The organism is Alcanivorax sp. VBW004, assembly GCF_009718865.1.
Lineage (GTDB): Bacteria > Pseudomonadota > Gammaproteobacteria > Pseudomonadales > Alcanivoracaceae > Alcanivorax.
Genome location: NZ_WNHC01000001.1, coordinates 2,772,822 through 2,786,346, shown reverse-complemented (window position 1 = coordinate 2,786,346; position 13,525 = coordinate 2,772,822). Strand labels below are relative to the sequence as shown.

Sequence of the window (13,525 nt, the reverse complement as noted above, 5' to 3'; positions counted from 1 at the left end):
CAGCGAGGCGGAAGATCAGGCGCTGGCCAGCGCCTTCAGACCGCGGCTCAGGTCTGCCTGCAGATCCTCAACCGCCTCCAGGCCAATGGCCAGACGAATCAGATTCTCTGTCACACCGGCTCGCTGTTTTTCTTCTTCGTTGACTCGCCCATGGGTAGTCGTCGCCGGATGAGTCACAGTTGTTTTAACATCGCCAAGGTTGGCAGTAATGGAAATCAGGCGAGTGGCATCAATAAAGCGCCAGGCTGCCTGACGATCGCGGTTACCGGCAGCGTCTTCCACTTCGATGGACATTACCGCGCCGTAGGCCGACTGCTGCTTGCCCGCCAGTTCATGCTGTGGGTGACTTTTCAGCCCGGCATAATGCACCCGGGCAATCCCCGGCTGTGCTTCCAGCCATTCAGCCAGCACCATGGCCCGTTCGCTTTGCGCCTTCATTCGCAGGCTCAGGGTTTCCAGGCCCTTGATAAAGACCCAGGCATTGAACGGGCTCATACAGGAACCGGCAGAACGAACGAACCCGAGAATATCATTCATGGGTTCTTTCGGGCCGACCACGGCACCACCGAGGCAACGCCCCTGCCCGTCCAGATATTTGGTGGCGCTATGGATAATCAGGTCAGCACCCAGCTCGATAGGCTTTTGCAGGGCCGGCGTGCAGAAACAGTTATCCACCACCAGCAACGCCCCGTTGTCATGGGCGAGCTTGGCCAGGGCGGCAATGTCACCGACTTCCGCCAGTGGATTCGACGGCGTTTCCAGAAACAACATTTTCGTTTCCGGGCGAATCGCCGCTTGCCACTGTGACAGATCACTCATGTCCACCAGCGTGGTGTCGATACCAAATTTCTTCAGGTAGCGGTCGTAAATCACGTTGGTGGTGCCGAACACACTGCGCGAGCTGACGATGTGGTCGCCTGGTGCCAGCAAAGCGAAAAACGTGCCGCTGATCGCCGCCATACCGGACGCGAAAGCCACACAGGCCTCACCGCCTTCCAGAGCTGCAAGCCGCTGCTCAAAGGCGCGTACGGTAGGGTTGGTAAAGCGGGAGTAGATGTTGCCGGGCTCTTCACCACTAAACCGCGCCGCTGCTTGCGCCGCGTTTTCGTAGACGAAGCTGGAGGTCATGAAGATAGGATCCGAATGCGCCATTTCATCCGTGCGCAATTGCGCCGTACGGATTGCCAGGGTTTCCACACTCAAGGTTGTCGGATCCAGATCATCACTCATGGTTTATTCTCGCTTTCATGCCGCACGCGACACGCAACAACGCGTCAGAGATTTGCGCCCAAAGGAAGTATCATTACACGCGAAAAAAGCCGAGTCGATTCGCAGCGACGGATTCATTCATCTGGCAGCACGCCTACATTGCCTTGTTGCGTGCTGCGTGCCCGCGTTAATTAGCATTATGCAGATCGATAATTTCGTTATCCGCCAGGGCCTGGGTTTTCTCGCTGTTACCTTTCGCCGCGTCGTTGCGCCGCGCTTCCAGGTTGGCCAGATAGTCCGGGGTAATATTGCCGGCCAGGTACTCACCATTGAACACGGAGCAATCAAAGGACGCCACATTCGGGTTGCCCTCCTGACAGGTTTCCACCAGATCATCCAGGTCCTGGTAGATCAACCGGTCAGCGCCGATCAGTTCACCGATTTCATCGGTGGTACGGCCGTGGGCGATCAGTTCCTGGGCCACCGGCATATCAATGCCGTAGACGTTCGGGTATTTCACTGCAGGCGCCGCTGAGGCGAAATACACTTTCCGTGCGCCGGCTTCCCGAGCCATCTGGATGATTTCGTTGCAAGTGGTACCGCGCACGATGGAGTCATCCACCAGCAGTACATTTTTGCCCTGGAATTCCAGTTCGATGGCGTTGAGTTTCTGGCGCACGGATTTCTTGCGCTGTTGCTGGCCCGGCATGATGAAGGTACGACCGATATAACGGTTCTTGATAAAGCCTTCACGGTATTTCACGCCCAGATGATTGGCCATCTGCAAGGCGGACGTGCGGCTGGTATCGGGAATGGGAATGACCACATCGATATCGTGGTCCGGCCATTCGCGCTCCACTTTCTCAGCCAGTTTTTCGCCCATGCGCAGACGCGCCTTGTACACGGAGATGCCATCGATAATGGAATCCGGGCGCGCCAGATAAACCTGCTCAAAAATACACGGATGCAGGCTCGGAGATTGCGCGCACTGACGGGTATGCATCTCACCATCAGCGGTGATGTAAATCGCTTCGCCCGGGGCCAGATCACGCTCCACATGGAAACCCAGGGAAGACAAAGCCACAGACTCGGAAGCCACCATATATTCCGGTCCGTTGGGGGTGTCCTTGCGGCCAAAGCACACCGGGCGAATACCATGGGGGTCGCGGAAAGCCAGGATGCCGTAGCCAGTGATCATGGCCACCACGGCGTAGGCCCCTTCCACCCGTTGATGGACTGCAGCCACCGCATCAAAGATGTCTTCCGGTTCCGGCTGCAACTTGCCGCGGCTTTGCAGCTCGTGGGCAAACACGTTCAGCAGGACTTCGGAATCGGAGGTGGTATTGATGTGGCGCAGGTCGGCACGAAAGATATGTTCGGCCAGCGCTTCCGCATTCGTCAGGTTGCCGTTGTGGGCCAGCGTAATGCCATAGGGAGAGTTTACATAGAACGGCTGGGCTTCCGCCGAACTGGAGCTGCCTGCCGTGGGATAGCGCACATGGCCAATCCCCATGTTACCGACCAACCGACGCATATGGCGGGTGCGGAAAACATCGCGCACCATGCCGTTATCCTTGCGCAGGTAGAGACGATCACCGTCACAGGTCACGATACCAGCCGCATCCTGGCCACGATGCTGGAGAACGGTCAGGGCATCGTAGATCCCCTGGTTCACATGGCTATGACCGACAATACCCACAATGCCGCACATGGTACTTACCTCTAGCTGCCGCTTACATTCATGATAAAGGCGAGAAGACTCTCGCCAACGTCCCGGGTCCACGCTTCCATCATCACCAGATGCGGCACCAGGGTAGATTCGTGCCACCAGGGGTCAGCGGCAAACAGATGCCGACCCAGGGCAACCAGTACGACCATCAGCAAGACCCCACGCAGGGCGCCGAACACCATACCCATCAATCGATCTGTACTGCTCAGGCCGGTGACGCGGATCAGCTCACCGAGCAAATGGTTGATGAGGGCTCCCACCGCCAACGTCAAGGCGAACAGGCTGCCGAAAGCGACAGCGGCCCGCAGGCTGGGGGTGGAGATCTGCTCCTGGAGAAGGATATCCAGGGCCGGGCTGAACAGGCGCGCGATAATAAAGGCCGCTACCCATGTGAGCAACGAAAAGGCTTCGCGGGTAAACCCACGGCGCACACTCAGAAGTGCGGAGACTGCGATAACAAACAGAATAATGCCGTCTGCCAGATTCATGTAAAGCGTGCTCTCGCCGGCGGGTTAGGGCTGAAAAAGGGCAATGCCGGACCAGGAAAAGGCGGACATGGCACCCTGCAAATACAGACGGCGCAGTTTATCAGAGGCGAACCCGCTTGCCCATGCATGCCCGGCTTCCCCGCTGTACGAAACAGGGACACAACCACACAGGCGGCCATCCGTCAGGGCACGTAAATCCGCACCAGCCCCTTAAGCTTGAAACGCTCGTCGTCGGCCAGCTTCTGCCGGGTGGCTTCAGCATCGTTTTTGCGAATTTCCGGCCCGACCATAACCCGATGCACCACTTTCCCTTCATGGCTGTCGGTTTGTATGTATGCCCGATAGCCTGCGTCTTTGAGTTTATCGACCATGCCGCTGGCATTATCCGCATCGGAATAACTGCCCGTCTGGACCACAAACCCGGCCAGCACAGGGCCATCAGCGGGGTCGACCTGGGGCGGCGTCACAGGGTCTTCCGGCGGCGGCACTGGCGCATCGTCCTTCACTGGTGCGACCGGTTCCGGCTGCTGCGGAACGGTTTGCGTGTCCTCGTCGCCATCCTCGTCGCCAAGTTGCTGCTCGGCAGCGTCCTGAATCGCCTCACGGTCAGCCACAATACGCTCGTCCGCCGTGTCCAGACGCTCCTGCGGCACTACGGGTTCAACCAGCACGGTTTTGTGTTCCGGCGGCTCGGGAATACGCATATCCAACGCATTGCGCACCTGCTCAGGGGTACGGAACAGGAACGGAGCCAGTGCGCCGGCCAGAATCAGTAACAGTACAATGCCCACAATGCGCTGACGCGCTCGATTATCCACCGGTTTCTCCATTCAGCATTCACTAGCGCCGCCGTTACTGCGCCTGCTCCCGAGCTTCTGCCACGGTATAAAAGGAACCAAAGACGACCACCTGATCCTCACCACCAGCCGCATCCAGCGCGGCGCGAGTAGCCGCCGCCACACTGGCATATTCCTGGTACTGCGCGGTGTCAGGCAGCCCCTCTCGCAGTCTTGCCGTCGGTGCCGCACGGGGAATCTGCGGTGCGGCCAGATACCACCGGGTAGCCATGCCGTCGAATAGCCCAATCACTGCATCAACGGGTTTGTCGGCCATCATACCGAACACCAGATGCCGGGTCCCGGCACAGGCCGGAAGCTGCTGCAGAAAACGCTGTACCGCCGGCAAATTGTGGCCCACATCAAACCAACAGGATACCCCGCCGATGTGCTGCTGCTCGCAACGCCCAAACAGGCCCAGTTCAGCCACCGCCGCCACATCCGCATCGCCACACTCTACACCCACCAGAGCCAGCGCCTGACAGGCCGTGGCCAGGTTGTCTGCGCCCAAGCGTACCTGCGCGGGCAAACGCAACTGTCGGTTGTCTGACAGAACCAACGCCTGGTCCTGGACATGAAAGTCCCGGCCGGCAAACACCGGGCTCGACCCCAGCGTTGCGGCCAGCGAAACAAGGTTGTCCGGCCAGTCCATTTCACCAAACACCAGCGGCTTGTCCGCCCGGCCAATGCCGCACTTCTCGGCAGCGATGGCCTCGCGGGTATCGCCCAGCCAGTCCTGGTGATCAAGCCCTACGGACGTCACCACAGACACGTCGGGTTCAACAATATTGACCGCATCCAGCCGCCCACCCAGGCCGACTTCCAGCAGGATCAGATCGGCAGTGCTGGCCTTGAACAACCAGAGCGCGGCCAGCGTGGTAAATTCGAAATAGGTGAGCGGCACGCCTGCCCTCGCCTGCTCCACCTGGGCAAACGCCGCACATAACTGCGCATCGCTGGCCAGGCCTTCAGGCAGGCGGACCCGCTCGTTGAACACATGAAGGTGCGGAGAGGTATACAGGCAGACCTTGCGGCCCTGGCGTTCCGCTAGCGCCGTCATTAAACGTAGCGTGGAACCTTTGCCATTGGTGCCAGCAACAGTAATCACGGGAACGGAAAAATGCGCCACCGCCAGGCGGGCAGCAACGCCGTGGAGCCGGTCCAGGCCCAGTTCGATCTCGGCCGGGTGCATGGCCTCGATGCGGCGCAGCCACCCGGCCAAGGAATCAGGCAGAGAGGTATCAGTCATTCAGTGCCAGTGGCGACCAGCCCATCATGTTCGCCAGCAAACGATGGAGGGTGTCACGCATATCATGCCGGGACACGATCATGTCGATTGCGCCATGATCCAGCAGGAATTCACTGCGCTGGAAACCTTCCGGCAATTTCTGGCGGACGGTCTGCTCGATCACGCGGGGGCCGGCAAAACCGATCAAGGCATTGGGCTCTGCCACATTGACATCCCCCAGCATAGCCAGTGACGCAGAAACGCCACCATAAACCGGGTCCGTCAGCACGGAGATAAACGGCAAACCGGCCTGGCGCATCTTCTCCAGGGCGGCACTGGTTTTTGCCATCTGCATGAGCGAGAACAGGGCTTCCTGCATACGCGCCCCGCCACTGGCGGCGAAACACACCAACGGCAGCTTCTGTTCCAGGCACACGTTCACCGCGCGGACAAAACGCTCACCGACCACGGAGCCCATGGAGCCGCCCATGAAATTGAATTCAAAGGCACAGGCCACCAGCGGCTCGCCGTGCAACGCCCCTTTCAACACCACCAGAGCGTCTTTTTCCTCAGTGGCTTTCTGCGCAGCCACCAGACGGTCTTTATACTTCTTGGAGTCCTTGAACTTGAGCCGGTCCACCGGCGCCAGCTCAGCCCCAATTTCCGTTTGCGCGCCTTCATCCAGAAACAGCTTGAGACGACGGCGAGCATCAATACGCAAATGGTGATCGCACTTGGGACACACATCCATGTTGCGGTCCAGTTCCGGCCGATAGACCACTCCTTCGCAACGCGGACACTTTCGCCACAACCCTTCAGGAATATTGTTGCGCCGGCTTTCCTGGGGGCGACGTACGGCGGGAAGGATTTTTTCCAGCCAGTTGCTATTGCTCATGCAGAGGTCCCGTTATTGATCCATGGCGTTACGCATAGCGCTGAGAATACCGCCAACCGCGTCATTAATCGCGTCCGGAGTATCCTTGTTTTCAGCGATCTGGTTAACCAGGGCACTACCGACAACTACACCATCGGCCACCCGGCTCACCGCCTGCGCAGATTCAGCGTCTTTGATACCAAAGCCGACACCAATGGGCAATTGAGCAAGGTTGCGAATTGTTTCAACCCGACTCGCCACTTCATCCACATTCAGGGTGGCGGAGCCGGTAACGCCCTTCAGGGATACGTAATACAGGTAGCCCGAGCCCGCCTCACCAATCAGCTTGATACGGGCATCCGAGGTGGTGGGTGCCACCAGGAAAATCATGTCCAGGCCATGGGCATCCATTACCGGCTTCACCTCCAGGGCCTCTTCCGGTGGCAAATCCACCAGCAGCACGCCATCCACACCCGCATCCGCTGCGGCTTCGGCAAAGGCTTCGTACCCCATGACTTCCACCGGGTTCAGGTAGCCCATCAGCACCACCGGCGTGTCCGTGTTGGTTTCGCGGAATGCCTTGACCATGGCCAGCACATCCCGGGTGGAGGTGTTGTGTGCCAGTGCGCGCTCGCAGGCCAGCTGGATCACTGGTCCATCGGCCATGGGGTCGGAAAACGGCACGCCCAGTTCAATAATATCCGCCCCAGCATCCACCATGGCATGCATCAACGGCACCGTCACATCCTTGACTGGATCACCGGCCGTCACAAAAGGAATCAGTGCCTTGCGGTTCTGACCGTCCAGGCGCTGGAAGCAACTTTCAATACGACGCATTTCTGCTCCTTAAAACAGGTAGTGGAAAGCCCACCGGGCTTTCCGGGCCGGTGTCGTGCTTGACCGCACGACACCGACCGCTATAAGCCAACCGCCTGACATCGAATCAGAATTCGATCCCGTCAATGGCGGCTACGGTCAGAATATCCTTGTCGCCCCGGCCAGACAGGTTCACCACAATGTTCTGGTCCGGTGACATGGTGGGCGCCAATTTGCGGGCATACGCCAGTGCGTGGGCCGATTCCAGTGCCGGCATAATGCCTTCCACCTGGGTCAGCTCGCGGAATGCCGAGAGGGCTTCCTGGTCGTCTGCGGCCACGTAGTTCACCCGGCCAATGTCCTTGAGCCAGGAATGTTCGGGGCCCACACCGGGATAATCCAGACCGGCCGAAACAGAATGCGTCTCGATAATCTGGCCGTTGTCATCTTCCATCAGATAGGTGCGGTTACCGTGCAGAACACCAGGGCGGCCCGCATTCAGCGGCGCAGCATGACGGCCGGTTTCGATCCCGTCACCGGCTGCTTCCACGCCATACATGACCACATCCTCGTCGTTAAGGAAGGGATGAAACAGACCGATGGCGTTGGAGCCGCCACCCACGCAGGCCACCAGTGCATCCGGCAGCTGGCCGGCTTGCTTCAGGCTTTGCTCCCGGGCTTCACGGCCGATAATGCACTGGAAATCACGCACCAGCTGCGGGTAAGGATGCGGGCCGGCTACCGTACCGATGATGTAGAAGGTGTCATCCACGTTGGTGACCCAGTCACGCATGGCTTCGTTCATGGCGTCTTTCAGGGTCCGCGAACCGGAGGTCACCGGAATCACTTCTGCACCCAGAAGCTTCATGCGATAGACGTTGAGCTTCTGACGCTCCACGTCTTCAGCCCCCATGTAGACCTGACATGTCAGACCCAGGCGAGCCGCGACAGTGGCAGTAGCTACACCGTGCTGGCCAGCCCCGGTTTCCGCAATTACCCGCGGTTTGCCCATGTGCTTGGCCAACAGCGCCTGACCGATGGTGTTATTCACCTTGTGCGCGCCGGTGTGATTGAGATCCTCACGTTTGAGCCAGATCTTTGCGCCACCGAGCTGCTTAGACCATCGCTCTGCCAGGTACAGCGGAGACGGGCGACCCACATAATGGGCCAGGTCGTAGTCGAAATCCGCGCGGAACTGCGGATCGTCCTTGAGACGCGCATACATGGCGGTCAGTTCGTCCAAAGCCCCCATCAGGGTTTCGGAAACAAAGCTGCCACCAAATTGGCCAAAGTGGCCACGCGCGTCAGGAAAAGCAGAAAAATCAGGGCGTTCAGACACCAGCTACTCCTCGTGTTTTGACACTATTGATAAAGGCGCGAATGGCGGAGGCATCCTTGATGCCGCCACTGCGGCAGCCCTGAACATTCTTCTGTTCAACGCCACCACTCACATCCACCGCCCATGGCCGAACCTGTGTCACAGCCGCGGCCACATTTTCCGGGTGCAAGCCACCAGCCAGCACCACGGGCAAGGGCAGGTCTTTCGGAACCCTGCTCCAGTTGAAAACCTCGCCGGTGCCGCCTGGCAGCCCCGGCACATAGCTATCTACCAGTAACCCCGACGCGTTGCGGTACGCCTGCGCGTACTCATGCAAATCCACGTCGTCCTTCATCCGTACCGCCTTGATCCAGGGGCGCCCGAAACTATCACAGTACTGCGGGTCTTCATTGCCATGGAACTGCAGCACATCCACCGGCACGGTGGCCAGCACCCGGCTGATCTCGTCACGGGGGGCATCCACAAACAGCGCCACCGTGGTAACAAACGGGGGCAGGCTGGCGCAGATCTGCGCCGCGCGGGCCGCAGTCACTACGCGGGGGCTGGGCCCATAGAAAACCAGACCAATCGCATCGGCACCGGCCTTCGCCGCCGCCTGGGCATCTTCAATTCGGGTAATACCGCAGATTTTGACCCGGGGTATGGTCATGGGTACTCCAGTGTAACAAAAATCAAGGGTTGTAGCGTGTTGCATGAAGCGTGCGGCATCTTGCACTTACACCATTATGCCTGAAGGTCATCCGGTAACCACAGGGGGCCAAGGGGATCTTTCGGCAATGCAAAGCTGTCTGGATACTCGATGTCTACCAGGTACAAGCCAAAGGGCGGTGCCGTAGCGGCCCCTTTGCGCCGGTCACGGCCCTCCAACACCTCTCTGGCCCAGTGAGCAGGCCTCTTGCCCGCTCCCACGCTCATCAACACCCCGGCAATATTACGCACCATGTGCATCAAGAACGCGTTAGCATGGGCTTCGAGTACGAGCACTTTGCCGTGCTCATAGAGCTCCAGACTGTGCATCGTCTTCAATGGTGATTTCGCCTGGCAGTGCACACTGCGGTAGGCAGTGAAGTCATGCTCACCAACCAGATACGTAGCCGCTTCACGCATGGCGGCCACATCCAGCGGTCGATAATTCCAGGTCACCTGGTTGCGAAACAGGGCCGGCGGCCGGGCATGGTTGCAGATGACATAACGATAACGGCGGCTCACTGCGGAAAAGCGCGCATGAAAGGCATCATCCACCGGCGTTGCCCACCGCACGGTCACGTCCCGCGGGAGATTGGTATTGGCCCCCATGATCCAGCTCTTCATTTCACGGGGGGCCTCCGAGTCAAAATGGACCACCTGGCCAGTACCGTGCACACCCGCATCCGTTCGCCCTGCACAGACCACGGCCACTGGGTGGTTGGCCACTTTGGATAACGCCGCTTCCAGGCATTCCTGCACCGTGCGTACACCTGGTTGCTGCGTCTGCCAGCCACGAAAGTCAGTGCCATCGTACTCAATACCCAGCGCAATACGTGTCATGGAACCCTCAGAGATGAGTTGAGTGACGCGTTGAACGTTCAACGCAGGAACGCGACCTGAACCTCTGGCGGCCAGGAACCCCCTTCGCTATTCCAGCGCGACTCGCGTTACCGCTTTTCACTTTCGACTAAAACAAAAAAAGGGGCGATACCATAAGGCATCGCCCCCTTTTTGCCTAGCGAGAGAGGGGTTAACCCACCTGACTGAGCAGCTCTCGGGCTTCGGACTGTTGCTGGTCATTACCCTCAGAAATCACTTCGTTGAGGATATCCTTGGCGCCTTCGTTATCGCCCATGTCGATATAGGCTTTGGCCAGATCCAGCTTGGTCGCGTTCTCGTCTGTTTCACCCAGGAAGTCGAAATCATCCTCATCAGCCAGCACATCAGCGCTGGATGGAGCCGGCGTCTCATCCACCGGAGCGGCGGGCACAACAGTCGGCTCGATGGACACAGCATCATCCTGCCGCTGCGCATCGCTGACGTCAGCGTCGGCAGCTTCAGGGGCGTCGAAAGACAGGGTCTGGTCGTCATCCAGATTCAGCTCGTCATCGCCCAACAGGTCTTCCAGGGAGCCATCATCTGCGGCGGCCACTTCGTCCGCGTCGATCTGTGTGTCAGCCACCGGCGTCGCATCTTCCTGCGGTGCGTCCAGATCCAGCGCGGTGATATCGTCAAGTGACTCTTCCGCCTGGGTGCTTCCACTCAGGGACTTCTCGGCTTCGTCCAGCTCCAGATCGATATCCAGATCTGACAAGGTGTCATCTTCGAGGGACTGCGGGGCGCTGCCTGTTTCATCAGACAGGTCCAGATCATCCAGCGACAGATCCAGCTCTTCGTCTGCTGCCGGCTCGGCAGACAGATCATCGAATTCTGCGTTCATTTCATCCAGATTCATATCACCGAATTCGGTGTCATCTTCCAGAGTCGCGCTGCCCACATCATCCAGTTCCAACAGCGAATCAGCAGACATTGACTGCTTGTCTGCGTCAGACATTTGCGGTTCTTTTGCCGCGTCATCTTCGCTGTCGAAATCCAGGCTGAAATCATCATCCTGCGCATTAGCAGAAGAAGACGATGTTTCGCTGTCCGCATTCAGCATGACGGTAGCGTCTTCGTTGTCTGCCTCGGCAGAATCCAGCTCAAAATCGAAATCCGCCAACTCGTCCGTGCTTTCCGGCTCCAGAGACGGCGCTTCCGCCTCAATGGTCGGCGCGCTGGCAGACTCGTTCCCCAGATCAGAAGACAGGCCCATCTCCAGATCATCCAGAGACAGCTCGTCATCATCCTGAGCCGCTGCCGGCGCTGTCGCACCGCCCAAACGGGCAATGGCCGCATCCACATCGGCACCGGTGCCGGCATAGGTGGTTGCCTGCTGCTGGAATGCCGCGTCGTCGCCCATTTCTTTCAGCAGTTCCAGCAGACGCACTTTCAAGTCTGCCCGTTCTGGTGATTTATTGATTTCGTTGCGCAGGAAGTCAACCGCTTGCGGATAGCGGCCGTAGGCCACATACACTTCCACATCTTCCAGCGGATCCTGGCTACCGCCCTGCCCTTGTACCGGGGCCGCATCGTCAGCGTCATCATCAACGGCAGCAACGGTCGGTGCGTTATCATCATCCAGGTTCAGGCCAAATTCATCGTCCTGCTGGTCGTCAACATCATCAAACAGCGGACCATCCAGATCATCATTGTCATCTTTCTTCTTGCCGCGCAGCAGCAGGGCAATCAGCAGCAAAATGGCCAGCAAACCCAGCGCGATGTACAGCAGGTTTTCCATGATCAGATCGACAATGCCGCCACTCTGGGCAACCGGCGGCTGAGCAGGCGCCACTGGCTCAGGCTTGGACACCGGCTCTACCGGTTTAACCGCGCTGTCCGCCGCAACCTCTTTGTCACCGGCACTGTCAGCAGCACTCTGTGAACCTTCTGCGTCACCGGCATCGGTTACACCACTCTGCTCCGCTGCTTCTTCGTCGGAGCCTTCCAGAACAGCAACGTCATCGCCTGCGGCCTGCGTATCGTCTTGCTGAGTCGCATCAGCAGCGGCAATAGACTCTTTCGCTTCATCATCACCCGCCGCATCGTCGGCGTCCGCAGAGAGCTCAGGCTCAGCGGGCTCTTCCATCAACGGATCATTGTCCGGGGAGGCCACGCCCTGCTCTTCGCGCAATTGACGCAGTTCTTCCTGCAGCTGGGTAATCTGGTCATTACGCAGCTGCAGCAGCTCTTCGCTGGTGGAGTTCTGCGCTTCCAGATCGCTCAGCCGGGATTTCAGTTCGGAATTTTCACGGTCCAGACGATCCAGGCTCTCATCGCGAATCGCCAGTTCGTTCTCAAGCACCGCCGTATTCGCGCTACCTTGCTCGTCAGAACCCGTGCTATCGCCATCATCCACACCGGCAGTGGATTCCGGAGCCACCAGTTTCACTTCACCACGGGTTGGTGCCTCAGCCTCATCATCGCTGTCAGCCACTTGGCGGGAACCATCAATCTGGGCACGCTGCGGGGTTTGGATGCCACGCTTTTCCAGCATGTCACGCCATTGGCGGTTCTGGTCTGCCACTTCCACAATGGCGGAACGGGTAGAGATGTTGCGCACTTCCTGCTCGTTAGGAATACGCAGAACCGTGCCCTCACGCACCAGGTTCACGTTGTTGTTGATGAAGGCATCCGGATTCATTTCCTGAATCGCCACCAGCATCTGCTGCACCGATACACTGTTTGAGGGGCGATTGTTCAGGGCAATCTGCCACATGGTATCGCTGGAACGTACGGTATAACGGCTGCGGGGACCGCTATCGGCCACGGCCGGGGCAGACTGGACCTGCTGAGGTTCCGATTCGATGGCGGGCTCAGGAGTACTGTCAGGCTGGGAGGTTGGCGTTGGCGCAGGCGCGGGTGCGGGTGCCGGCGCTGGGGTCGGTTCGCTGCGCGTCACCGGCTGAGGGACACGACTGATGGTCGGCGCAGCGGTCACGGCGCTATCGGCAAAGCTGGGCGGGTCCAGCAATACCGTGTATTCGCGCATCAATCGGCCCGTGGGCCACAGGAATTCAACCAGGAAGTTCAGGTAAGGCTCACGCACCGGCTGGTCCGTAGAAATATGCAGTTGGGCTTTGTCACCCTCCTGAAGCTCTACAGAAAATGCCAGACGATTGAGGAAATAGCTGCGATCAACGCCAGCAGCATCGAATTCTGACTGGGGCGCCAGATTCACCAGAATTTCTTCTGCAGACAGGTCACCGACCTCGTGCAGAGAGACATCCATATCCAGGGGCTGGTTCAAATAGGAATTAAGCTGGTATTCCCCTACCCCCAATGCTGCCGCTACGCCAGGCGCCATCATCGCCACAGCTGTTAAGCCAAACCCAAGTTTTCGAAGCATGGTCGAACCCTTTATTTATTATGTTTCCCGCGCTCAGCCCGATCCCGCGGGCCTTACGGATGTACCCGTGGCGGCAAGCTGTCCTATATGACGC

General features: G+C 58.8%; 11 protein-coding genes. All 11 read right to left on the bottom strand.

All coding sequences use genetic code 11. The features are described 5' to 3' along the window. Nucleotides 1-15: 15 nt before the first annotated feature. Entirely contained in the window at nt 16-1,230 is a 1,215-nt protein-coding gene (locus F1529_RS12665; protein WP_155135227.1) for an O-succinylhomoserine sulfhydrylase, read from the bottom strand. A 166-nt stretch (nt 1,231-1,396) separates the two neighbouring features. Beyond that, a complete protein-coding gene (gene purF, locus F1529_RS12660; protein WP_007148625.1) occupies nt 1,397-2,920 on the bottom strand; it encodes an amidophosphoribosyltransferase in 1,524 nt (507 codons plus the stop codon). Nucleotides 2,921-2,931: 11 nt separating this feature from the next. Continuing rightward, nucleotides 2,932-3,426, bottom strand: a complete 495-nt coding sequence (locus F1529_RS12655; protein WP_007148633.1) for a CvpA family protein — start codon at nt 3,424-3,426, stop codon at nt 2,932-2,934. 182 nt (nt 3,427-3,608) lie between these two features. Beyond that, entirely contained in the window at nt 3,609-4,244 is a 636-nt protein-coding gene (locus F1529_RS12650; protein ID WP_232211675.1) for an SPOR domain-containing protein, read from the bottom strand. 34 nt (nt 4,245-4,278) lie between these two features. Then, a complete protein-coding gene (locus tag F1529_RS12645) occupies nt 4,279-5,511 on the bottom strand; it encodes a folylpolyglutamate synthase/dihydrofolate synthase family protein (protein ID WP_155135225.1) in 1,233 nt (410 codons plus the stop codon). Next, a complete protein-coding gene (accD, locus tag F1529_RS12640) occupies nt 5,504-6,385 on the bottom strand; it encodes an acetyl-CoA carboxylase, carboxyltransferase subunit beta (protein WP_007150713.1) in 882 nt (293 codons plus the stop codon). Before accD ends, F1529_RS12645 begins: the two co-directional genes overlap by 8 nt. 12 nt (nt 6,386-6,397) lie before the next feature. After that, complete coding sequence (gene trpA / locus F1529_RS12635) at nt 6,398-7,201, bottom strand: tryptophan synthase subunit alpha (protein ID WP_007149825.1); 804 nt, start codon at nt 7,199-7,201, stop codon at nt 6,398-6,400. A gap of 106 nt (nt 7,202-7,307) precedes the next feature. Continuing rightward, a complete protein-coding gene (gene trpB, locus F1529_RS12630; protein ID WP_370457016.1) occupies nt 7,308-8,519 on the bottom strand; it encodes a tryptophan synthase subunit beta in 1,212 nt (403 codons plus the stop codon). After that, nucleotides 8,512-9,168: a phosphoribosylanthranilate isomerase gene (locus tag F1529_RS12625; protein ID WP_155135220.1), complete on the bottom strand. Its 657-nt coding sequence runs from the start codon at nt 9,166-9,168 to the stop codon at nt 8,512-8,514. Before F1529_RS12625 ends, trpB begins: the two co-directional genes overlap by 8 nt. Nucleotides 9,169-9,242: 74 nt before the next feature. Then, nucleotides 9,243-10,046, bottom strand: coding sequence for a tRNA pseudouridine(38-40) synthase TruA (truA, locus tag F1529_RS12620; protein WP_155135218.1), 804 nt, complete (start codon nt 10,044-10,046; stop codon nt 9,243-9,245). 190 nt (nt 10,047-10,236) lie between these two features. Beyond that, entirely contained in the window at nt 10,237-13,431 is a 3,195-nt protein-coding gene (locus F1529_RS12615; RefSeq protein ID WP_196220402.1) for a FimV/HubP family polar landmark protein, read from the bottom strand. Nucleotides 13,432-13,525 lie beyond the last annotated feature (94 nt).